24 protein-coding genes are annotated in these 22,295 nt (G+C 69.5%); 15 read left to right on the top strand and 9 right to left on the bottom strand.

Annotation, left to right across the window (positions count from 1 at the left end; translation table 11 throughout):
- Both BN977_RS10520 and BN977_RS10515 read right to left on the bottom strand, forming a co-directional pair.
- Entirely contained in the window at positions 1–879 is an 879-nt protein-coding gene (locus BN977_RS10520; RefSeq protein WP_036397507.1) for a type IV toxin-antitoxin system AbiEi family antitoxin domain-containing protein, read from the bottom strand.
- Positions 880–973: 94 nt separating this feature from the next.
- Complete coding sequence (locus BN977_RS10515; RefSeq protein ID WP_036397506.1) at positions 974–1,591, bottom strand: hypothetical protein; 618 nt, start codon at positions 1,589–1,591, stop codon at positions 974–976.
- Between the two features lie 30 nt (positions 1,592–1,621).
- On the opposite strand from BN977_RS10515, the gene BN977_RS10510 reads away from it, so the two are divergent.
- Positions 1,622–2,509 (top strand): phosphoribosylaminoimidazolesuccinocarboxamide synthase, encoded by an 888-nt coding sequence (locus BN977_RS10510; protein ID WP_036397505.1) that lies wholly within the window; start codon positions 1,622–1,624, stop codon positions 2,507–2,509.
- Complete coding sequence (locus tag BN977_RS10505; RefSeq protein ID WP_036397503.1) at positions 2,506–4,650, top strand: S9 family peptidase; 2,145 nt, start codon at positions 2,506–2,508, stop codon at positions 4,648–4,650. The genes BN977_RS10510 and BN977_RS10505 overlap by 4 nt, the downstream gene beginning before the upstream one ends.
- On the opposite strand, the gene BN977_RS10500 is transcribed toward BN977_RS10505, so the two are convergent.
- Entirely contained in the window at positions 4,576–5,007 is a 432-nt protein-coding gene (locus tag BN977_RS10500; protein WP_036397501.1) for a DoxX family protein, read from the bottom strand. The two genes, BN977_RS10505 and BN977_RS10500, sit on opposite strands and share 75 nt — an antisense overlap.
- 77 nt (positions 5,008–5,084) lie before the next feature.
- Here BN977_RS10500 and BN977_RS10495 point away from each other — a divergent pair, with 77 nt between their 5' ends.
- From BN977_RS10495 to BN977_RS10480, 4 genes are all read left to right on the top strand, one after another.
- A complete protein-coding gene (locus tag BN977_RS10495; protein ID WP_036397500.1) occupies positions 5,085–5,648 on the top strand; it encodes a TetR/AcrR family transcriptional regulator in 564 nt (187 codons plus the stop codon).
- Positions 5,649–5,674: 26 nt separating this feature from the next.
- The gene (locus tag BN977_RS10490; RefSeq protein WP_191262534.1) at positions 5,675–6,157 is read left to right on the top strand and encodes a glutathione peroxidase; all 483 of its coding nucleotides are present in this window, start codon (positions 5,675–5,677) and stop codon (positions 6,155–6,157) included.
- 71 nt (positions 6,158–6,228) lie between these two features.
- Complete coding sequence (locus tag BN977_RS10485) at positions 6,229–6,939, top strand: DUF2334 domain-containing protein (protein ID WP_036397496.1); 711 nt, start codon at positions 6,229–6,231, stop codon at positions 6,937–6,939.
- 30 nt (positions 6,940–6,969) lie between these two features.
- Complete coding sequence (locus BN977_RS10480; RefSeq protein ID WP_036397495.1) at positions 6,970–8,610, top strand: FAD-binding dehydrogenase; 1,641 nt, start codon at positions 6,970–6,972, stop codon at positions 8,608–8,610.
- Here BN977_RS10480 and BN977_RS10475 read toward each other — a convergent pair.
- Both BN977_RS10475 and BN977_RS10470 read right to left on the bottom strand, forming a co-directional pair.
- Entirely contained in the window at positions 8,523–9,116 is a 594-nt protein-coding gene (locus tag BN977_RS10475; protein WP_051561257.1) for a phosphatase PAP2 family protein, read from the bottom strand. The two genes, BN977_RS10480 and BN977_RS10475, sit on opposite strands and share 88 nt — an antisense overlap.
- A gap of 47 nt (positions 9,117–9,163) precedes the next feature.
- Positions 9,164–9,817, bottom strand: coding sequence for an MBL fold metallo-hydrolase (locus tag BN977_RS10470; RefSeq protein ID WP_036397494.1), 654 nt, complete (start codon positions 9,815–9,817; stop codon positions 9,164–9,166).
- A gap of 79 nt (positions 9,818–9,896) precedes the next feature.
- Between BN977_RS10470 and purS the strand changes: the two genes are divergently transcribed.
- Together purS and purQ are read left to right on the top strand one after the other, a co-directional pair.
- Positions 9,897–10,136: a phosphoribosylformylglycinamidine synthase subunit PurS gene (purS, locus tag BN977_RS10465; RefSeq protein ID WP_036397492.1), complete on the top strand. Its 240-nt coding sequence runs from the start codon at positions 9,897–9,899 to the stop codon at positions 10,134–10,136.
- Entirely contained in the window at positions 10,133–10,810 is a 678-nt protein-coding gene (purQ, locus tag BN977_RS10460) for a phosphoribosylformylglycinamidine synthase subunit PurQ (RefSeq protein ID WP_036397490.1), read from the top strand. Before purS ends, purQ begins: the two co-directional genes overlap by 4 nt.
- Before the next feature lie 78 nt (positions 10,811–10,888).
- Here purQ and BN977_RS10455 read toward each other — a convergent pair whose 3' ends face one another.
- On the bottom strand, positions 10,889–11,686 hold the full coding sequence (locus BN977_RS10455; protein WP_036397488.1) for a family 1 encapsulin nanocompartment shell protein: 798 nt from the start codon (positions 11,684–11,686) through the stop codon (positions 10,889–10,891).
- The gene (locus tag BN977_RS10450; RefSeq protein ID WP_036397486.1) at positions 11,683–12,714 is read right to left on the bottom strand and encodes a Dyp-type peroxidase; all 1,032 of its coding nucleotides are present in this window, start codon (positions 12,712–12,714) and stop codon (positions 11,683–11,685) included. The genes BN977_RS10455 and BN977_RS10450 overlap by 4 nt, the downstream gene beginning before the upstream one ends.
- Before the next feature lie 51 nt (positions 12,715–12,765).
- On the opposite strand from BN977_RS10450, the gene BN977_RS10445 reads away from it, so the two are divergent.
- The 6 genes from BN977_RS10445 to BN977_RS10420 are packed head-to-tail and all read left to right on the top strand — an operon-like array spanning position 12,766 to position 20,227.
- Positions 12,766–14,037 carry a M18 family aminopeptidase gene (locus BN977_RS10445; protein WP_036397485.1) on the top strand — a complete coding sequence of 424 codons (1,272 nt, stop codon included), beginning with the start codon at positions 12,766–12,768 and terminating at the stop codon, positions 14,035–14,037.
- Between the two features lie 16 nt (positions 14,038–14,053).
- Positions 14,054–14,401, top strand: a complete 348-nt coding sequence (locus tag BN977_RS10440) for a VOC family protein (protein WP_036397483.1) — start codon at positions 14,054–14,056, stop codon at positions 14,399–14,401.
- 11 nt (positions 14,402–14,412) lie between these two features.
- A complete protein-coding gene (locus BN977_RS10435; protein WP_051561255.1) occupies positions 14,413–15,606 on the top strand; it encodes a cation:proton antiporter domain-containing protein in 1,194 nt (397 codons plus the stop codon).
- A gap of 9 nt (positions 15,607–15,615) precedes the next feature.
- Positions 15,616–17,913, top strand: coding sequence for a phosphoribosylformylglycinamidine synthase subunit PurL (purL, locus tag BN977_RS10430; protein ID WP_036398872.1), 2,298 nt, complete (start codon positions 15,616–15,618; stop codon positions 17,911–17,913).
- Entirely contained in the window at positions 17,910–19,628 is a 1,719-nt protein-coding gene (locus tag BN977_RS10425) for an alpha/beta hydrolase (protein WP_036397482.1), read from the top strand. The genes purL and BN977_RS10425 overlap by 4 nt, the downstream gene beginning before the upstream one ends.
- Complete coding sequence (locus tag BN977_RS10420) at positions 19,628–20,227, top strand: Rv0804 family intramembrane glutamic endopeptidase (protein ID WP_036397481.1); 600 nt, start codon at positions 19,628–19,630, stop codon at positions 20,225–20,227. Before BN977_RS10425 ends, BN977_RS10420 begins: the two co-directional genes overlap by 1 nt.
- Here BN977_RS10420 and BN977_RS10415 read toward each other — a convergent pair.
- Positions 20,224–20,637, bottom strand: coding sequence for a PPOX class F420-dependent oxidoreductase (locus BN977_RS10415; protein WP_036397480.1), 414 nt, complete (start codon positions 20,635–20,637; stop codon positions 20,224–20,226). The two genes, BN977_RS10420 and BN977_RS10415, sit on opposite strands and share 4 nt — an antisense overlap.
- Before the next feature lie 41 nt (positions 20,638–20,678).
- Complete coding sequence (locus BN977_RS10410; RefSeq protein ID WP_036397478.1) at positions 20,679–21,890, bottom strand: MCE family protein; 1,212 nt, start codon at positions 21,888–21,890, stop codon at positions 20,679–20,681.
- Between the two features lie 17 nt (positions 21,891–21,907).
- Here BN977_RS10410 and BN977_RS10405 point away from each other — a divergent pair, with 17 nt between their 5' ends.
- Positions 21,908–22,291: a sterol carrier family protein gene (locus BN977_RS10405; RefSeq protein ID WP_036397477.1), complete on the top strand. Its 384-nt coding sequence runs from the start codon at positions 21,908–21,910 to the stop codon at positions 22,289–22,291.
- Positions 22,292–22,295: the final 4 nt, after the last annotated feature.

The raw sequence follows: 22,295 nt of genomic DNA, 5'->3' as shown, positions 1-22,295 counted from the left end.
TTACGGGTGCGGCTCCACAAGTCGCTGCTTGAGGGCCCGTTTGATCTCAGCGACGACCCGGTCGGGATACTCGTTGAGGTCCAGCCACGTGAAGCGCAGAACGTGCCAGCCCGCCAGAATCAACGCGTTCTGCCGGATCCGGTCACTGTGAAACGCGTCGGGATCGCTGTGGAATGCCCAGCCATCGGTCTCCAGTGCCAGAGCGGCCGCGGGAAAGCCGTAGTCGACCTTGTACCCGGCGACCCGATGATTGGCCTTCCACCCGGTGATGCCGGCCTGCCGGAGCAGCTTCCCCAGCAGGCGTTCGGCCTCGGAACGCGCGCCGTCGCCCGCCGCCAACAGCATGATGCGCGCCCTCGGCGAGCCGTGCCTGCCCTTGTTGTTCAGGTGAGACTTCCAAAGCTCGGGCAGTTCGAGGTGGCGTTGCAAGGCGGTGTCCATGATCTTGGCGCCACCACCGCGACGGGCTGCGGCCTCGACGACGGTCAAGGGCAAGGCGGTCACCCGAAGGTCGCCGACCTCGATGACCTCACGGGGGTCGAGGTTGCGTCGTCGCAGCTTGGTGCCGAGGTGCACCCGTCGTCGTCGCTCCCTGGGAACGGTCACCTCGACGATGTCAGGCACGAACTGCGTCAGTCGGTGCCACCATGCCGCGGTCAATCCGCTGGCCACGCCTTCCTCGCCGTACGACCACACCGCGGCACGGACGCGCGCGGCATCGGTGAACTGCCGGTCGTCGACGAAGTAGACGCCGCGGGCGCAGCGGAGCCACTGGCCGGTGCGCAGCCGGTAATCGATGTCGTCCTGGCTGAGGCCGGCCCGCAGAGCCTGCGCCAAGGTGATCACACCGTCGTGGTCGCGCAGGAGATCACTGAGCATGTTGTTTCCGACGCGGGCGGGTGTCGGCGGGTTCCCGTCTCTGTGATTCGTGGAGCCGCACCCGTAATGGTTACGGGTGCGGCTCCACAAATCGCTACGACTTGAGCCGGATGCCGGCGGCGTGCAGTTCCAGCAGGGCCAGCCCGCGGATCGCCATCCGGTCATCACGGCGCCAGGCGCCGATCGGGTCGGGGTCGATCGCGGTGAGCTTGGCCAGCGGCCGGTTGGCCAGCGCGCGCATGGCCAGCAGTTCCTGGCCGGCGTGGCTGGAGGCCAGCGACAACACCATCAACTTGCGGCGGAAGAACCGCACCCGCAGGAACAGCCAGGGCATCGCCACGGCCAGGATCGGGGTGGCCGCCACCGCCAGCGCCAGCACCCAGGCCAGCCAGCTCGCGGTCACGTCCAGGCTGTGCCCGGCGCCGGCGATCTCATCCGCCGCGCGGCTGGCCGCCTTCAGCGGGCCGGCCAGGGTGCCGCCGATCAGCGGCACGTCATCGGTGCTGTCACCGGCCGAGGCCAGGTTGCCCGACACCCCGTCGGCGCCGCTCTGCACCTGGCGGCCCACCTCGGAGATGGTCGCGACGGCCGAGTACACCGCCCCGCCCACCATCACCCAGATGGCGGTCCAGACGATGACCGCGATGTCACTGAGCAGCTGCGCCAGCAGCCGACCCGGTTTCGTGGCGTAGGGCAGGTACCGCGAAGTCATGGCTTCGATCCCAGCACATAGGGTGGGCGGATGCGCCCCGCTCTGACCGACTACCGGCATCTGGCCAGCGGCAAAGTTCGCGAGCTGTACCGCATCGACGACGATCACCTGCTGTTCGTGGCCTCCGACCGCATCTCCGCCTTCGACTACGTCCTGGACACCGAGATCCCGGACAAGGGCCGGATCCTCACCGCGATGAGCGTGTTCTTCTTCGACCATCTCGGGGTGCCCAACCACCTGGCCGGCCCGCCCGACGACGAACGCATCCCGGCCGACGTGCTCGGGCGCGCGCTGGTGGTGCGCCGGCTGGAGATGTTGCCGGTCGAATGCGTGGCCCGCGGCTATCTGACCGGATCGGGACTGATCGACTACCAGCAGACCGGCGCCGTGTGCGGTATCGAGCTGCCCGCGGGGCTGGGCGAGGCCAGTAAGTTCGCGCAGCCGATCTTCACCCCGGCCAGCAAGGCCGAGCTGGGCGATCACGACGAGAACATCGCCTTCGACGCCGTCGTCGGGCTCGTCGGCGAACAGCGGGCCGCGCAGCTGCGCGACCGCACCCTGGACATCTATTCCAAGGCCGCCGACCACGCGCTGAGCAAGGGGGTGATCGTCGCCGACACCAAGTTCGAGTTCGGTGTGGATGCCGACGGCGAGTTGGTGCTGGCCGACGAGGTACTGACCCCGGACTCGTCGCGGTACTGGCCGGCCGACACGTATCAGCCGGGTGTGGTGCAGCCCAGTTACGACAAACAGTTCGTCCGCAACTGGCTGACCGGGCCGGACTCCGGCTGGGACCGGCACGGTAGCACACCGCCGCCACCGCTGCCCGCCGAGATCGCGGCCGCCACGCGGGCACGTTATATCGAGGCCTACGAACGCATCTCGGGCCTGAGCTTCGGCGATTGGATCGGCGCATGAGCCAGACTGCACCCATTGCCAAACGCGTGCCCAAGCACCGCGAACACCACGGCGACGTCTTCGTCGACCACTACGAGTGGCTGCGCGAGAAGGACAATCCCGAGGTCATCGCGCACCTGGAGGCGGAGAACGCGTACGCCGACCAGGTCACCGCGCAACTGGCGCCCTTGCGCCAGAAGATCTTCGACGAGATCAAGGCCCGGACCAAGGAAACGGATCTGTCGGTCCCGACCCGGCGCGGCGACTGGTGGTACTACGCGCGCAGCTTCGAGGGCAAGCAGTACGGCGTGCAATGCCGCTGTCCCATCGCCGATCCCGACGACTGGACGCCGCCGGAGCTGGACGAGAACACCCCGATTCCCGGCGAGCAGATCCTGCTCGACGAGAACGTCGAGGCCGAAGGCCACGACTTCTTCTCCCTCGGCGCGATCAGCGTCAGCATCGACGGCAACATCCTGGCCTATTCGGTGGACGTCAGGGGCGACGAGCGCTACACCTTGCGGTTCAAGGACTTACGCACCGGCGAACTGTACGAGGACGTGATCGCCGGAATCGGCGCCGGGGTCACCTGGGCGGCGGACAACCGCACCGTCTACTACGTGACGGTCGACGACGCGTGGCGGCCGGACACGGTGTGGCGGCACCGGCTGGCGTCGGGACTGTCCGCCCAGAAGGTGTACCACGAACCCGACGAACGCTTCTGGCTGGCGGTCGGGCGCACCCGCAGCGACAAGTACGTGCTCATCGCGGCGGGCAGTGCGGTCACCACCGAGGTGCGCTACGCCGACGCGGCCGACCCGGAAGCGGAGTTCACCGTGGTGCTGCCGCGCCGCGACCTCGTCGAGTACTCGGTGGAGCACGCCGTCGTCGGCGGTGAGGACCGCTTCCTCATCATGCACAACGACGGCGCGGTCAACTTCACCCTCGTCGACGCGCCGGTCAGCGACCCGACGGCGTTCCGCACCCTCATCGAAGGCCGCGACGACGTCCGCCTGGACGGGGTCGACGCGTTCGAGAAGCACCTCGTGGTCAGCTACCGCCGGGAGGCGCTGCCCCGAATCCAGCTGTGGCCCATCACCTCCGACGGCTCCTACGGTGCTCCCGAGGAGATCGCTTTCGAGTCGGAACTGATGTCGGCCGGCCTGTCGGGCAACCCGAACTGGTCGTCGCCGAAGCTGCGCGTCGGCGCAACCTCGTTCGTGCTGCCGGTACGCATCTACGATCTGGACCTGACCACCGGCGAGCGCACCCTGCTGCGCGAGCAACCGGTGCTCGGCGACTACCGGCCGGATGATTACATCGAACGTCGGGACTGGGCCGTCGCCGACGACGGTGCCAGGATCCCGATATCGATCGTGCACCGGGTCGGGTTGCCTTTCCCGGCGCCGGCATTGCTGTACGGCTACGGCGCCTACGAGTCGTGTGAGGACCCGCGCTTCTCCATCGCCCGGTTGTCGTTACTGGACCGCGGCATGGTGTTCGCGGTGGCGCACGTGCGCGGTGGCGGTGAGTTGGGCCGGCCGTGGTACGAGAACGGCAAGATGCTGCACAAACGCAACACCTTCACCGATTTCATCGCGGTGGCCGAGCATCTGGTGGAGACCGGCCTGACCCGCCCGGAGAATCTGGTGGCCCTGGGTGGGAGTGCGGGCGGCCTGCTGATCGGCGCGGTGACCAATCTGGCGCCGCAGGCATTCGCCGGGGTGCTGGCCCAGGTGCCGTTCGTCGACCCGCTGACCACCATCTTGGATCCGTCCCTGCCGCTGACCGTCACCGAATGGGACGAGTGGGGAAATCCGTTGGAGGACAAGAACGTCTACGAGTACATGAAGTCCTACTCGCCGTACGAGAACGTCGAGGCCAAGGATTACCCGGCCATCCTGGCCATGACATCGCTCAACGACACCCGGGTCTACTACGTGGAACCGGCGAAATGGGTTGCCGCGCTGCGCCATGTCAAGACCGACGACCATCCGGTGCTGTTGAAGACGGAGATGGCGGCCGGCCACGGCGGCATCAGCGGGCGTTATGAACGCTGGAAGGAAGCCGCCTTCCAGTACGCCTGGTTACTGGCCACCGCCGACCGCGACCACTACGGCAGCGGCCAGGTAGACAGCCTCTTCGGCGGTTCGCACGGCTAGGTTCGCCGTCATCGAGGCCGGTGGATCGGGCATGCGCGCGGCACGGATGTTGGCCGGAAACATGGCCAGCATGAGCACGAACAGGCAGGCCGCGGCGGCGGCCCGGGTGGGCGGATAGAGCAGGCCGGCCGCGCCCACCAGCTCGAGCACACCGGTGACGGTGACCAGCAGTCCCGGGGATGGCAGTCGGGGCGGCACGATGGCGAGCATGTCCCGGCGCATGCCGGGTGCGAAATGGGCCAGGCCCGTCATGGTGAACATCAGCGCGAGTCCGGCCGCGATGGCCACCGGCCAGGAATCGGCCACGGTAACCCGGGCGGCGACGCTGCCGAGCACGAGCGCGAGGAACACGGCCACCGCACACCACCTCCATCTAGACAGTGACAAGATGAAGGATAGCCCGGAACTAGACGCTGTCAAGATACGATGGCCGGGTGACCAAGCGGACGTATCACCATGGCGACCTGCGGGCGGTCATCCTCGCCGAGGCGGCGGTGCTGGTCGCCGAGCGCGGTGCCGACGGGATCTCGCTGCGTGAGCTGGCCCGGTCGGCCGGGGTGTCGCACGCCGCGCCGGCGCATCACTTCACCGACCGGCGCGGGCTGTTCACCGCGCTGGCCGCCGAGGGTTTCCGGCTGCTGACCGCGGCGCTGACCGAGGCCCGCCCCCAGTTCATCGACGCCGCCAAGGCGTATGTGCGGTTCGCGCTCGACCATCCCGGCCACTACGAGGTGATGTTCGACAAATCGCTGTACGACGAGCGCGATCCCGAGGTGGTGGCGGCCGCCGCCGCGGCCGGAGCGGAACTCGACCGGGGTGTCGGCACCCTGGCCGACCCGCACGCCAAGGCCGACCCGGCCGGTGCCGCGCTGGCCGCGTGGTCGCTGGTGCACGGCTTTGCGCAGCTGTGGCTCAACGACGCCATCGACAAGACGCACACCACCGGCGATCCCATCGCCACCGTCGAGAGGCTGGCGGCGATCCTGTTCGACGGCTAGCGTCGGGTGCCGTGAGCTCAGGACATATCAAAGACCTCCCGCTGACCACGCTGTCCGGCACGCCCACCACGCTGGCCCACTTGTCCAGTGGCGCAACGCTGGTCGTCAACGTTGCCTCCCAGTGCGGCCTCACCCCGCAGTACGGCGCGCTGGAGCGACTGGCCCAGACCTACGGCGATCGTGGCCTCACCGTCGTCGGAGTGCCCTGTAACCAGTTCATGGGCCAGGAGCCGGGCACCGCCGAGGAGATCCAGACGTTCTGCTCGACCACCTACGGGGTGACCTTTCCGCTGCTGGCCAAGACCGACGTCAACGGCGCCGACCGGCACCCCCTCTACGCCGAACTGACCAAGGCCACCGACGCCGACGGCGCGGCCGGCGACATCCAGTGGAACTTCGAGAAATTCCTGCTGGCGCCCGACGGCACGGTGGTGAACCGGTTCCGGCCGCGCACCGAACCGGATGCGCCCGAGGTGATCGCGGCGATCGAAGCGGTACTGGCCGGATAACCGGCCCAAAAGTCAACTTCCGTCCGGGTGTTCGCAACCGTCGCGACACCTGACGTTGCCACACTGGGCGGGTGGCAGGAGAACTGATCGTCTCCATCTCGGGCATCAGGGATCGCACCCTGACCGAGGTGGCGGCGTTCTGCACCGAACTGGACACCCGTGGTGTACCAGTGTCGCTGATGGTCGCCCCGCGGCTCAAGGGCGACTACCGGCTGGAGGGTGACCGCGACACCGTCGACTGGCTCGGCCGGCGTCGCGGCCGCGGCGACGCGATCGTCCTGCACGGTTTCGACGAGGCCGCCACCAAGACCCGCCGCGGCGAGTTCGCGGTGCTGCCCGCGCACGAGGCGAACCTGCGATTGATGGGTGCCGACCGGGTGCTGGAGCACCTGGGCCTGCGCACCCGGCTGTTCGCCGCACCCGGCTGGAACGTGTCGCAGGGGACGATCACCGCCTTGCCGCGCAACGGTTTCCGGTTGCTGGTCGGCCTCTCCGGCATCACCGATCTGGTACGCGACACCACCGTGCGGGCCCGGGTGCTCGGCATCGGGGAGGGCTTTCTCACCGAGCCGTGGTGGTGCCGGACGCTGGTCCTGTCGGCCGAGCGCAGCGCGCGACGCGGCGGCACGGTGCGACTGGCGGTGTCGGCCCGTCAACTGCGCAGCGACGGGACCCGCCGCGCGATCCTCGACGCGATCGACCTGGCGTTGATGCACCGCTGCCTGCCGTCGCTGTACCGCTGGGCGGCGCCGGCCGCGCTGACGAAGCCGGATGCGGCCTGACGCCCAGCTCTTCCGGCTACCGTGGGCGGCATGGATGCCGACGTCATCGTGGTGGGTGCGGGACTGGCCGGGCTGGTCGCCGCGTGTGAGCTGATCGAACGCGGCCGCCGCGTGCTGATCGTCGACCAGGAGAACGCCGCCAACATCGGTGGTCAGGCGTTCTGGTCGTTCGGCGGGCTGTTCTTCGTCGACAGCCCCGAGCAGCGCCGGCTCGGCATCCGGGACAGCCACGAACTGGCCCTGCAGGACTGGCTGGGTTCGGCCGGTTTCGACCGGGCCGAGGACCACTGGCCGCGGGAATGGGCGCACGCCTACGTCGATTTCGCCGCCGGCGAGAAGCGCGCCTGGCTGCGCGCCCGCGGGCTGCAGACCTTCGCGCTGGTGGGCTGGGCCGAGCGGGGCGGCTATGACGCCCGTGGGCACGGCAATTCGGTGCCGCGGTTCCACATCACCTGGGGCACCGGGCCGGCGTTGGTGGACATCTTCGCCCGCCGCCTGCTCGGCCACTCCGCCGTGCGGTTCGCCCACCGGCACCGGGTCGACGAACTCATCGTGGAAAACGGCGCCGCCGTCGGGGTGCGCGGCGCGGTGCTGGAACCGTCGACCGCCGAACGCGGCGTCGCGTCGTCACGGAACACCGTGGGCGAGTTCGAATTCCGGGCCCAGGCCGTCATCGTGGCCAGCGGTGGCATCGGCGGCAACCACGACCTGGTGCGCAAGAACTGGCCGGCCCGGATGGGCACACCACCGGCGACCATGCTGTCCGGGGTGCCCGAACACGTCGACGGGCGGATGATCGGGATCGCCGAAGCCGCCGGAGCGCAGGTCATCAACTCCGATCGGATGTGGCATTACACCGAGGGCATCACCAACTACGACCCGGTGTGGCCCAACCACGGCATCCGGATCCTGCCCGGACCGTCGTCACTGTGGCTGGACGCCACCGGAAAACGCCTGCCCGTGCCGCTCTACCCGGGCTTCGACACGCTGGGCACCCTGGAATACATCGCCGGCACCGGCCACGACTACACCTGGTTCGTGCTCAACGCCCGCATCATCGCCAAGGAGTTCGGCCTGTCCGGGCAGGAGCAGAACCCCGACCTGACCGGGCGCAGCGTGCGGGCGGTGCTGGCCCGCGGACGCGACGGCGGACCCGCGCCGGTGCGTGCCTTCGTGGACCGCGGCCCGGACTTCGTGACGGCAAATTCGTTGCGCGAGCTGGTGTCCGCGATGAACGGCGTCGACGGCGTGGTACCCCTGGACTACGCCACGGTGGAGGCCGAGGTGACCGCGCGTGACCGTGAGGTGGTGAACCGCTTCACCAAGGACGGGCAGATCACCGCGATCCGCGGGGCGCGCGGCTATTTGGCCGAGCGGGTGGCCCGCGTCGTCGCGCCGCACCGGCTGACCGATCCCAAGGCCGGCCCGCTGATCGCCGTCAAACTGCACATCCTGACCCGGAAGTCGTTGGGCGGCTTGCACACCGATCTGGAATCACGGGTGCTGACGGCCGGCGGCGGTACCTTCGACGGGCTGTACGCGGCCGGGGAGGCCGCCGGATTCGGCGGCGGCGGCGTGCACGGCTACCGCTCGTTGGAGGGCACCTTCCTGGGTGGCTGCGTGTTCTCCGGCAGGGCCGCGGGCCGGGCCGCCGCCCGGGACACCGCCTGAGGCCCGGCCGCCAGCACCGCCAGGCACACCATCGCGGTGGCCCACAACCAGCCACCGAAGATATCGGTCAGATAGTGCAGGTCGGTCGCGGCCATGCCGAGCCCGCCGATCACACTGACCACCACGGCCAGCGCCGCCCGCCACAGCGTGTACCCGGCGGCCAGGACCAGCATCGCGGTGACGGTGGTGACCACCGTGGTGTGCCCGCTGGGATAGGCGTACGCCCATGAGGTGCCGTCGCCCTTGTGCCGGCCGAACAGCTTCTTGAGCACCCGCGACCCGATCAGCGCGACGGCCGGGCACAGCGCCACCACCACCGCGACCCGCCATCGTCGCCGCCACAGCGCCAGCGCCACCGCGACGGCCAGCAGCACCAGCATGGCGACGCCCCAGGTGAAGTAGAGCATCCAGATCGGGGCCGGGCCGAACACGTCGTTCATCACGGTCAGCGCGGTGACGTCGAAGCCGGTGTTGCCGTGCCCGACCAGCACCCCGAGCAGCACCATGGCCGCGATGGCGATGGGTGGCCACCAGCGCAGCAGTGCGTGCCCGTTCAGAACTGCGTCCCGTTCTCCGGTTCGAGCACCTGGAAGTCGGTGTCGGTCATCTCCGACAGCCGGCCGTAGTAGATGCCGCGGGCCGACGGGTCGATGATGCCCTGGTGGATCGGTACCGCCCGGGCCGGAGCCACGGCGCGCAGGTAGTCGACGGCCTCGGCGATCTTCATCCAGGGCGCCGCGGCCGGCGTGGCCAGCACGTCGACCGGCTCGCCGGGGGCGAACAGCGCGTCGCCCGGGTGCATCAACCGGGCCGGGTGGTCACCGTCGCCGATCAGGTAGGACGTGTTGTCGATCACCGGGATGTCGGGGTGGATGGTGGCGTGGGTGCCCCCCACACCGCGCACCGTCAGGTGACCGACGGTGAACGTGTCCCCGGCGTGCACGGCCGCCCACGGCTCGCCCAGCTGTGCCGCGGTCTGCGGATCGGCGTACAGCTTGGCCTGCGGATTCGCCTCCAGCAGGGCGGGCAGCCGGGCGGTGTCGGCGTGGTCGGGATGCTGATGGGTGATCAGGATCGCGTCCAGGCCGGTGATGCCCTCGAAACCGTGCGAGAAGTTCCCGGGATCGAACAGCACCGTCGTCTCGCCTTCGGCGCCGTCGCGGAAGCTGGCCAGCAGGCAGGAGTGGCCGAAGTGCGTGAGTTGCATGGCTCCATTGTGGCTTGTATTCACGTCGGTAGAGTTACAGCCGATCAAGACCACATTCACCGCTCGTGAAGGAGTACCCGTGGCCCGCGTCGTAGTGCACGTGATGCCCAAGGCCGAGATCCTCGACCCGCAGGGGCAGGCGATCGTCGGCGCGTTGGGACGGCTCGGCCATGGCGGTGTCTCCGACGTCCGGCAGGGCAAGCGGTTCGAGCTCGAGGTCGACGATTCGGTGTCCGACGCGGCCTTGGCCGAGATCGCCGAGTCGCTGCTGGCCAACACGGTGATCGAGGACTTCGTGGTGACCCGGGAGCAGGCATGAGCGGGGCGAAGGTCGGTGTGATCACCTTCCCCGGGACGCTCGACGACGTCGACGCCGCCCGGGCCGTGCGGCTGGCCGGCGGTGAGGCCGTCGCGCTGTGGCATGCCGACGCCGACCTCAAGGGCGTCGACGCCGTGGTGGTGCCCGGCGGGTTCTCCTACGGCGACTACCTGCGCGCCGGCGCCATCGCCAGCTTCGCGCCGGTGATGCGGTCCGTCGTCGACGCGGCCCGCGGCGGGATGCCGGTGCTGGGCATCTGCAACGGCTTCCAGGTGCTGTGCGAGTCGGGCCTGCTGCCGGGTGCGCTGACCCGCAACGCCGGTCTGCACTTCATCTGCCGCGACGTGTGGCTGCAGGTGGCGTCGAACACCACGGCCTGGACCACCCGTTACGAACAGGACGCCGACCTGCTGGTGCCGCTGAAATCGGGCGAGGGCCGGTATGTGGCGTCCGAGGCCGTGCTCGACGAACTCGAGGGTGAGGGCCGGGTGGTCTTCCGCTACCGGGAGAACCTCAACGGGTCGATGCGCGGGATCGCCGGGGTCAGCTCGGCCGACGGCCGGGTGGTGGGGCTGATGCCGCACCCCGAACACGCCACCGAGCCGCTGACCGGCCCGTCCGACGACGGCCTGGGCCTGTTCTACTCCGCGCTGGATGCGGTGCTGACGGCCTGACTCCTCCGGCGAGCGGCCCCGAAATGCCACCAGATGCGGCGTGTCGGCGTGCAAACACGGCCGCTCGCCTGAGGAACGTCAGGCGCTCAGGGCGACCGAGGCCTCGGCGGTGTAGTTGAGGAACGTGAAGGTCTCCTGCAGGTACAGCTGCACCGTCTCCGCGTCGTGGCTCGAGTAGCCGATCGACACGTCGGTGCCCAGCTGCAGATCGAAATCGCCTCCGCGGGTGGACAATACGAACGCGCCGTCGATGGCCGGGGCCCAGATGATGTCACCGTCGACCACCCGGTTGAGGTGTTCGCGCAACGGATAACCGTGCTCGGTGGTCTCACTGACCTTGGTGTAGGCGTCGGCCGACAGCAGCACCGAGTAGGGGCCGTCGACACCGGCCAGCCGCAGCTCCGACAGCGCCTGGGCGATCACATCGGGATAGTCGCGCGGATCCTCGGGCAGCGCCAGGCCGGGGTTGGAGCTGGCCGCGCGGATGCCCTGGATGTTGGCCGCCGCGTACCCCTCGAAGATCGCCCGGTCCTCGGCGAAGGCCAGCTTCTTGGCGGCGTCCTTGACCGGGTCCCAGTCCGAGTCCTGCGAGCCGCGTTCAACGTCGTCGATGGCCTCGCGGGTGATGGTGAACGGCACCCGCAGCCGCACCAGCGGACGGCTGTCGCGCAGGTGCGCGATCACACCGTCACCCGGGGAGGTCACATCCAGCAGGTGACCGGTGGACACCGCGGCGGTGGTGGCGCCGGTCGGACCGGTGCAGTCGACGACCCGGCGCCCGGCGATGTGCCGCTTGAACGTGCGGGTGGCCTCCTGCTCGATCTCGGCCCACGCCTCGTCGGTGACCGGCGCCAGTTCGCGGTACAGGTTGTTCATTGGGGTTGTCCTTTCAGGCTGCCGATCGACAGTGAACCGGAATACGTGGGCGTGGGCGTGCTGGTGGCTACGGCGGGGGCCGGCTCGGCCGGCCCGGGCATGGGTGGCGGGTCGTCGAGGAAATCGGCCGTCGGGGTGAAGAACAGGCAACCGGTCACCGCGGTGGAGAAGTCCAGGATCCGGTCGGTGTTGCCGGGCGGGTCGCCGATGAACATGTTGCGCAGCATCCGTTCGGTGACCGCGGCGGTGCGCGAATAGCCGATGTAGTAGGTCCCGAACTCGCCCTTGCCGATCTCACCGAACGGCATGTTGTGCCGCAGGATCTTCAGCTCGTTGCCCTGCTCGTCCTCGATGACGTTGAGGGCCACATGCGAATTCGCCGGTTTCACCGCGTCGTCCAGTTCGATGTCGTCGAGTTTGGTGCGACCGATCACCCGCTCCTGCTCCTCGACCGACAGCGCGTTCCACGCCGACATGTCGTGCAGGTAGCGCTGCACGTGCACGTAGCACCCGCCGGCGAAATCGGGATCCTCGTCACCGATTTGGCTGGCGCTCATCGCCACCGGGCCGTCCGGGTTCTCCGTGCCGTCCACGAAGCCCAGCAGGTCGCGGTTGTCGAAGAACTTGAAGCCGTGCACCTCGTCGACGATGGTGATGGCGCCGTCCATCGCGGCGACGATCTTGCCCGCCAACTCGAAACACACGTCCAGCGATTCCGCCCGGATGTGGAACAACAGATCACCCGGCGTCGACGGGGCGCGGTGCCGCGGCCCCTCCAACGCGACGAAGGGATGCAGCTCGACGGGGCGGGGCCCGCTGAACAACCGGTCCCAGGCGTCGGATCCGATCGACGTGATCACCGACAGGTGCTTGGTCGGATCGCGAAACCCTATGGCGCGGACCAGACCAGAGATATCGCCGAGTGCGTCGTGCACGGTCTGCTCGCCGCCGTCGTCGATGGTGGCGACCATGAAGATGGCGGCCGGGGTCAGTGGCGCGAGCACCGCCTGCGGAACAAGATCGGACACATCGCAGACCCTAGCGCGGCCGGACGACGTCTCACCGGTCAAGATGAAAAGATGCCTGCTAGCCCCCAGAGCCTGTGTGAGTTCATCGACGCCTCGCCGTCCCCGTTCCATGTGTGCGCGACGGCCGCGCGGCTGCTGGAGGCTGCCGGGTACACCGAACTGTCCGAATCGCAGGCCTGGCCCGACTCCGGCGGCAAGTTCTTCACCGTGCGGGCCGGCTCGTTGGTGGCCTGGGATTCGACGCCGGGACAGGTGCCGTTCCGGATCGTCGGCGGTCACACCGACAGCCCCAACCTGCGCGTCAAACAGCACCCCGACCGGGTGGTCGCCGGCTGGCAGGTGGTGGCCCTGCAGCCCTACGGCGGCGCGTGGCTGAACTCGTGGCTGGACCGCGACCTCGGCATCAGCGGCCGGCTGTCCGTCGTGGATGGCGGCCAGGTGGCGCATCGGCTGGTGCGGATCGACGACCCGATCCTGCGGGTGCCGCAACTGGCCATCCACCTGTCCGACGACCGCAAGGGGGTCAGCCCCGACCCGCAGCGGCACGTCAACGCGATCTTGGGGGTGGGGGAGCAGCGGTCGTTCATCGGGTTCGTCGCCGAACGCGCCGGGGTGCGCGAATCCGACGTGCTGGGCTTCGACCTGATGACCCACGACCTGGCGCCGTCGGCGATCACCGGCGCCGGCCGCGAGTTCGTCAGCGCGCCCCGGCTGGACAACCAGGTGACCTGTCATGCCGGGCTCGAGGCGCTGCTCGCCGCCGAACCGGAGAGTCACATCCCGGTGCTGGCGCTGTTCGACCACGAGGAGGTCGGTTCGCAGTCCGATCACGGCGCGCAGTCCGAACTGCTGCTGACGGTGCTCGAGCGCATCGTGCTGGCGAGCGGCCAGGATCGGCAGGACTTCCTGCGCCGCTGCGCCGAATCGATGATCGCCTCCGGCGACATGGCACACGCCACCCACCCGAACTACCCGGACCGGCACGAACCCGGCCACCTCATCGCGGTGAACGCCGGCCCGGTACTCAAGGTGCAGCCGAATCTGCGCTACGCCACCGATGGCCGCACCGCGGCGGCCTTCGCGCTGGCGTGCCGGCAGGCCGGGGTGCCGCTGCAGCGCTACGAACACCGGGCCGACCTGCCGTGCGGGTCGACGATCGGGCCGATGACCGCCGCGCGCACCGGGATTCCCACCGTCGACGTGGGAGCGGCCCAGCTGGCCATGCATTCGGCCCGCGAGGTGATGGGCGCCGCCGACGTGGCCGCGTATTCGGCGGCGCTTCAGGCGTTTCTGGCGCCGGCGGCGGGCACGCGTCGGGGGTAGTGGTTACTCTCCGGCTATGGCTATTGGTGTGGAGATGATCACTGTCGATTCGCTCGATCCCGATCGCCTCGCGGCGTGGTGGGCCACAGCCGCCGGGGGTGAGCTGACCGCCCTGATGCCAGGCGAATTCGTGTTCGTCACGCTGCCGAGCGGGCTGCGGCTGGGCTTCCAGCGCGTCGACGACCCGACGCCCGGCAAGAACCGCGTGCACGTCGACTTCCACACCGAGGATCTCGAAGCCGAGATCGCCCGCCTGGTCTCGCTGGGTGCCACCGAGACCGGCAGGCACGATTTCGGCCCCGAGTTCCAGTGGGTGGTGTTCGCCGACCCGGACGGCAACGCCTTCTGCGTGGCCGCGTCCTGATCGCCGGCACGGTGTGGTCGGTCGTCGGCGTCAGCGCGACGCTGGCACTGTGGGCGCTGTTCGCCCGGCAGTTGGACCGCTGGCGCATCACGCCGGCGATGGTGCTGGTGATCGTCGGCGCGGTGGTGGGTGTCGGCACCCACCACGCCCTGGCCGCGAGCCTCGACACCGACGTGATCCTGCCGATCATCGAGCTGATCCTGGCGATCCTGCTGTTCGGTCACGCCACCCACGTGCGCGGTGGTTTCTTCGGCGGGATGGCCGGGCCGGCGTTCCGGCTCATCGTGATCGCGCTGCCGCTGAGCCTGGCCCTGTCGGTGCTGCTGGGCAGCTGGCTGCTGCCCGGACTGTCCTGGGCGGCGCTGCTGGCGGTGGCCTGTGTGGTGGTGCCCATCGACTTCGCGCCGGTGGCCTCCTTCCTGCACGACGAGCGGATCCCGGCCCGGGTCCGCAATCTGCTCAACGTCGAGGAGGGCTACAGCGACGGCGTCGTCGCGCCGATCCTGGTCTTTGCGCTGGCGATCACCGGAGGTGAGCACGCCGGCGCCGAAAGCGTGATGCATGCGGTGCGTGACGCGGTCCCGCACCTGTTGAGCGCCATCGTGCTCGGACTGGTCATCGGTGCGTCGGTGGCGGTCGCCGCCAACGCGGCGGACCGCCGCGGCCTCATGACCGACCGGTCCCGCCGGCTGATCCTGGTGTGCACCCCGGTGCTGGCCTACACCCTCAACGTGGCCTCCCACGGCAACGGATTCGTCGCGGCCTTCGTGTGCGGTATCGCGTTCAACGGATTGCGCCGCTACTCCGACGAGCGCCGCGAACTGGAACTGCTGGACGACATCGCGTTCCTGCTGTCGGCCGTGCTCTGGTTCGTCTTCGGCGCGGTCGCCTGGTACGTGCTCGAAGAAGGTGTCTCCGTCGGGCTGGTGGTGTTCTGTGTGCTGGTGGTCACCGTGGTCCGGTTCGTCCCGGTGGTGCTGTCGCTGACCCGGTCCGGACTGAGCCGGCCGAACCGGCGGCTGGTGGCCGTTCTGGCGCCGCGCGGCGCGGCGACCATCGTGCTGGGCCTGCTCGCCTTCAACGTGCTCGACGACGCCGCCGAACGCGCGGTGTTGTTGTGCACCATCCTGGTGGTGCTGGGCAGCGTCCTGCTCTGGGGCGTGCTCGGGCCGGTGCTGGTCGGCCGTCACCGCGTGAACGAATAAACTATGCCGGTGACGTCTGGTAACAGCCCCGAAGTTGACACCGTCGACCGGGCAGCCACCACCCCCGACCAACCGCAGCCCTACCGTGAGCTCGGCCTCAAGGATGACGAGTATCAGCGCATCCGCGAGATCCTGGGCCGCCGCCCCACCGACGCCGAACTGGCGATGTACTCGGTGATGTGGAGCGAGCACTGCTCCTACAAGTCCTCCAAGGTGCACCTGCGCTACTTCGGTGAGACCACCACCGACGAGATGCGGGCCGGCATGCTCGCCGGCATCGGTGAGAACGCCGGCGTCGTCGACATCGGTGACGGCTGGGCCGTCACGTTCAAGGTGGAGTCGCACAACCACCCGTCGTATGTGGAGCCCTATCAGGGTGCGGCCACCGGCGTCGGCGGCATCGTGCGCGACATCATGGCGATGGGCGCCCGCCCGGTGGCCGTCATGGACCAGCTGCGGTTCGGGGCGGCCGACGCGCCGGACACCCGCCGCGTGCTCGACGGCGTGGTCCGCGGCATCGGCGGCTACGGGAACTCCCTCGGCCTGCCCAATATCGGCGGTGAGACCGTCTTCGACGCCTCCTACGCCGGGAACCCGTTGGTGAACGCGCTGTGCGTCGGGGTGCTGCGCAAGGAGGATCTGCACCTGGCGTTCGCGTCGGGCACCGGCAACAAGATCATCCTGTTCGGTGCCCGCACCGGTCTGGACGGCATCGGCGGTGTGTCGGTGCTGGCGTCCGAGACGTTCGGCGGCGACGAGGGCTCCGGCCCGGGCCGCAAGAAACTGCCCGCTGTGCAGGTGGGTGACCCCTTCATGGAGAAGGTGCTCATCGAGTGTTGCCTTGAGCTCTATGCGGCCGACCTGGTGGTCGGCATCCAGGACCTCGGCGGTGCTGGATTGTCGTGCGCCACATCCGAACTCGCATCGGCCGGCGACGGTGGCATGCGGGTCGAACTGGAGACGGTGCCGCAGCGGGCCGCGAACATGACCCCGGCCGAGATCCTGTCGAGCGAGTCGCAGGAGCGCATGTGCGCCGTCGTCACGCCGGAGAACGTGGACAAGTTCCTGGCCGTCTGCCGTAAATGGGATGTGCTGGCCACCGTCATCGGGGAGGTCACCGACGGCGACCGGTTGGAGATCACCTGGCACGGCCAGACCGTCGTCGACGTGCCGCCGCGCACCGTCGCCCACGAAGGCCCGGTGTACCAGCGGCCGGTGGCCCGGCCCGACACCCAGGACGCGTTGATCGCCGACACCTCGGCCAAGCTGCCCCGACCGGCGACCGGCGACGAACTGAAGGCGACTCTGCTTGCGCTGCTGGGCAGTCCGCACCTGTGCAGCCGGGCGTACATCACCGAGCAGTACGACCGCTACGTGCGCGGCAACACCGTGCTGGCCGAGCACGCCGACGGTGGGGTGCTGCGCATCGACGAGGAAACCGGGCGCGGGGTCGCGGTCTCGACGGACGCGTCCGGGCGCTACACCCAACTGGACCCGTACGCCGGCGCGCAACTGGCGCTGGCCGAGGCCTACCGCAACGTCGCCGTCACCGGCGCCACCCCGGTCGCGGTGACCAACTGCCTGAACTTCGGCTCACCGGAGGACCCGGGCGTCATGTGGCAGTTCTCCCAGGCGGTGCGCGGACTCGCCGACGGTTGTGCGGCCCTTGGCATTCCGGTCACCGGCGGCAACGTCAGCTTCTACAACCAGACCGGCACCACCGCGATCCTGCCCACCCCGGTGGTCGGCGTGCTCGGCGTCATCGATGACGTGAAGCGCCGCATCCCGACGGGCCTGGGCACCGAGCCCGGCGAAACTCTGCTGCTGCTGGGGGACACCCACGACGAGTTCGACGGCTCCATCTGGGCGCAGGTGACCGCCGACCATCTGGGCGGGGTGCCGCCGAAGGTGGACCTGGCCCGCGAGAAACTGCTCGCCGAGGTGCTCACCGCGGCGTCGCGGGACGGGTTGATCTCGGCCGCGCACGACCTGAGCGAGGGCGGGCTGATGCAGGCGGTGGTGGAGGCCGCGCTGGCCGGTGAAACCGGCTGCCGCATCATCCTTCCCGAAGGCGCCGATCCCTTCGTGACGCTGTTCTCCGAGTCGGCCGGCCGGGTGCTGGTCGCGGTGCCGCGCACCGAGGAGAGCCGGTTCCGGTCGATGTGTGAGGCACGCGGCCTGCCCGTCACCCGGATCGGCGTGGTCGACCAGGGCAGTGATGCCGTGGAGGTCCAGGGCCAGTTCAGCGTGACGCTGGACGAACTGCGCAATACCTCCGAGGGTGTGCTGCCCGGGTTGTTCGGGTGACCGAGCGGACCGGTAACCGCCACCCACTGCTGGTGTGGGTCTGGAGCCTGGTCCGCCTCGACTTCGTCGGCATCGCCTTCGGTGCCCTGCTGTTCTGTTTGTCGTTGACGCCGTCGCTGCTGCCCCGTGACTGGATGTTCGCCGGCCTGATCGGCGGTCTCAACGCGGCCATCGGGTACGGCATCGGCGTCGGCGTCGGAAAACTGTTGTACCGCCTGGTGTTACGGCACCGGCCGTGGTGGCCGCCGGCGCCTCGGGCGATCCGCCTGATCAAGGCCGCGATCGTGATCGTGGCGGTGGGGTCGGCACTGCTGGTGCTCATCCCGGCCGCGGCGTGGCAGCGGCAGGTGTCGGCGGCGATGGGTATCGCGGGACCCGGCACCCTCAGCTACCTGCGCACGCTGCTCATCGCGGTGCTGGTGGCGGCCGCCGGTATCGCCACCTGGCGGATACTGGCCGACGCGGTCAAACTGCTGGCCCGGCTGCTGATCAGGCGCTGGCGGCTGCACCACGAGGTGGCGTTCTTCATCGGCACCGCCATCGTGGTGGTGCTGCTCATCACGCTGGTCAACGGCGTGCTGTACCGGGGTTTCCTGATCGGCGCCAGCAGTGTCTTCCAACCCCAGAACTCCACCACCCGGCCCGGCGTCGCCCAGCCGCTGCAGCCCGAACGGTCGGGCAGTCCGACATCCTTCGCGCCCTGGGACACCCTGGGCTACCAGGGCCGCAACTTCGTCGCGGGCGGACCCGATGCCACCGAACTCACCCGGGTGAACGGCACACCGGCCCGCGAACCCATCCGGGTGTATGCCGGGTTGCAGACCGCGGACACCGCGGAGGGCCGGCTCGCGGTGCTGCTCAGCGAGCTCGAACGCACCGACGCCTTCGACCGCAAACTGCTGGTGATCGTGCCCACGACCGGAACCGGGTGGGTCAATCCGGTCGCGGCGCGGGCCATCGAGATGATGTACAACGGCGACACCGCCCTGATCGGGATGCAGTACTCGTATCTGCCCAGCTGGATTTCGTTCCTGGGCGACCGGGAGACGTCGGTGGAGACCGGCCGGATGATGATCGACGCCATCCACGACCGCTGGTCCAAACTGCCGCAGGCGCACCGGCCGAAGTTGGCGCTGTACGGGGAGAGTCTCGGGTCGCTGGCCGGCCAGGGTGCCTTCGGCTGGCTGCCCGATATCGCCGCGATGGACTTCTCCTCGGTGCTGTGGGTCGGGCCACCGAACGAGAGTTCGTTGTGGAGTGGGCTGGTGCAGCGCCGCGACCCGGGCACCCCCGAGGTGGAACCCCGCTACGACAACGGCCGCACGGTGCGGTTCTCCCAAGCCCAGAGCCCCGAGGCGATCGCCCGGGTGGCGGCGGGCCCCTGGAACGGGAGCCGGGTGTTGTTCCTGCAGCACGCCTCCGACCCGATCGTGTGGTGGTCCCCGAAATTGCTGTTCTCCCGGCCGGATTGGCTGACCGAACCGCCGGGCGCCGACCGCACGGCGTCCATGCGCTGGTATCCCATCGTGACGTTCTGGCAGGTGAGTGCCGATATGACCAACGCCGCCGGCGTTCCGGGCGGCCACGGCCACAATTACGGCGACTCGGTGCTCGACGGCTGGGTGGCCGTCGCGCCGCCGGACGGCTGGACCCCGGCGGACACCGAACGGGTGCGGGCCGCCCTGCACCGCGACGACAGCGACGACCAATACTGATGTCCGCCACCATGACCCGGGCCGTCGCACTGGCCGTGGCGGTGGCGGCGGGGAAGTCGGTGCTGACCCGCGCGCCCGCGCTGGCCGCCGCGGCGACGGCCGTGCTGGCCCTCAGCGGTGCCACCGTCGGGGTGCGGCGCCCGGCGTTGCGTTCCGGGGTACGGCTGGGTCTGGCGGTGGCCACGCCGATCGCGGTCGGGGTGGCCGCCTCGACGGCGCTGCCGCCGGTGCGCGCCGGGATGGCGGCCCGGGAGCTACCCGCCGACCCGCTGCGCTGGCTGGTGTTGCGCATCCCGCTGGCCACCGTGTGGGCCGAGGAGGCGGCGTTCCGGGCCGGCCTGGGCAGCGTCACCGCCGCGGCGTTCGGCCCGCACGCCGGCCGGCTGATCCAGGCGATCGCGTTCGGGCTCAGCCACATCGGTGACGCGCGGCGTACGCGAGAGCCAGTAGCCGCCACGGTCGTGGCCACCGCGGCGGCCGGCTGGGCATTCGACTGGCTGTACCGGCGATCGGGCAGTCTGCTGGCGCCCATGTTGGTGCACCTGGCGATCAACGAGGCGGGTGCCGTCGCGGCGTTGGTGGTGCAGCGGCGGCGCTAGGCGTCGCGGATATCGGGCACCAGGTCGTGCGGGGCGGTGTCCTGATCGTCGATCCCGAAACTGATGATCCGGCGCGGTGTCACCCGGATGATCGCCGGATCCAGCTGCCCGTCCGGGTCGGAGGCGCCCGTCACCTGCTCGGCGGTACCCCGGATCTCCAGGCAGCGCACCCGCCACGGGTCGCGCGAGGCGATGTCGTCGACGACGAAGGCCACCTTGTTGTTGTGCGCCAGATTCCGGTACTTGCGGCTGGCCGACATCCGGTAGCCGGCGATGTCGATGGTGCCCAGCTCGTCGTTGTAGGTGAAGCCGACCGGGCTGTTCTGAGGTGCGCCGTGCGGGTCGACTGTCGCCAGCCGGCCCAACACCGTGCTGCGCAGGAAGTCCAGTTCGTGTGGTTTGAAGGTCATGGCCTCCACGGTAAGAGCTCAAGAAAGGTTGAGGTCAACCCTCACGGGTTGATGGTGGGCTCGCCGACCTGACGGCCCCACACGTACTCGGTGAAAATCGGTGAGCCCCACTCGAAATGGTTGTACGGCGCGATCGACAGTCCGGTGTCCATCACCAGGTACGGTGCGGGCCACAGATCCTTGGTGATCTTCTGCCAGCAGCCGGGCCTGCCCTCCGGCCCGCCGTGGGCGTTCACCCTGGGCAGGTTGTCCGGATAGACGTAGGCGTTGGGCAGCCCGAACCCGAAGACCGTGCCGTCCGAATCCAGCGAGTAACCGTTGTCCCCGCCGAACGTCGCCTCCATCAGCGGTGCCACGTCGTGGTAGTTGCGGATGGTGCAGAGCAACTGCGGGCTGTAGTGGTCGAACAGCGTCGCCGTCGGAATCAGGTCGGCGGCCCCGCGCGCCAGATACGGCCCGCCGCGCTCCAGGATGTCACCGCCGTCGGCGCCGAATCCGACGGCGGCCAGCAGGGCGCGATCGATCGCGTCGCGCTCGTCGTCGAGCGTGGCCGCGGTGCGCGCCGCCCGGCCCAGCCCGTCGAACAGATCGGGAGCGGCATCGGCGTAGCGATCACCCAGCGCGGCCAGCGCGCGGAGGTCGCGCCCGAAGTCCTCGGTGCGGGCGTTGGCGTCGGCGAGGATGTCGCCGGCGTCCGACAGGGAGCGGCCGAACCTGCTGCCCATTCCCGCCAGCGCGTCCGCCGCGGCGGTCAGCGTGAGATTGAGCTTGACCGGGTCGACCCGCTCCGAGATGGCCAGCACCGTCTCGAACAGCGAGTTGAACTCGGTGCTCACCCACGTGGCGGTGATCTCGCCATGTGGGGAAATATGCTGCGGGGCAGGGTGTTCCGGTGATCTGAAGGCGATGTACTTGTTGCCGAAGACGGTGGTGGCGTTGATGTCCGCGGTGACGTTGGCCGGCATCAGGGCCAGATAGCGCGGCTCGATCTGCACCGTCAACCGGGCGTGCGGCACCCCGTCCACGTCGAACGGTGACACCGCGTGCACCCGGCCGATCTCCACACCGTTGAAGGTCACCTTGGATCCCGGGTCCACGCCGAGGCCGGCCCGCGGGGACAGCACGGTCAGTTCCGCCCGGAACCGGAAGTCGCCACGGAACTGCAGATAGATGAGCACCGCCAGCGCGGTGAGCAAGGCCAGCGCGACCGCCCCGACCGTGCGGTGAGGCACTGCGAAGCGGTCGGCGGCCACATTGCGACACTAATGGGATGGCGGCGCGACGCACGGTAGATCCTGAACAGACGCGGGCCGCGGTGCTCGCGGTCGCCGATTGGTTGCGCGACGACAGTCTGCCGGCCCCCGATCGGCCGGTGATCGCCGAGGCGGTGCGGCTCACCGCACGCACCCTGGCCGCGCTGGCCCCGGGGGCCAGCGTCGAGGTCCGCGTCCCGCCGTTCGTCGCGGTGCAGTGCATCGAGGGTCCGCGGCACACCCGCGGCACCCCACCGAACGTGGTCGAAGCCGATCCGCGCACCTGGCTGCGGGTGGCCACCGGCCTGCTGAGCATCGATGCGGCGTCCGGGATGAGCCTGTCCGGCTCCCGGGCCGTCGAGATCGCCGACTGGCTGCCGGTGGTGCCACTACCGTACTGACGCC

It is taken from the genome of Mycolicibacterium cosmeticum (genome assembly GCF_000613185.1).
GTDB lineage: Bacteria > Actinomycetota > Actinomycetes > Mycobacteriales > Mycobacteriaceae > Mycobacterium > Mycobacterium cosmeticum.
The sequence above is the reverse complement of the archived record's forward strand: the minus strand, read 5'-3'. Positions and strand labels throughout refer to the sequence as shown.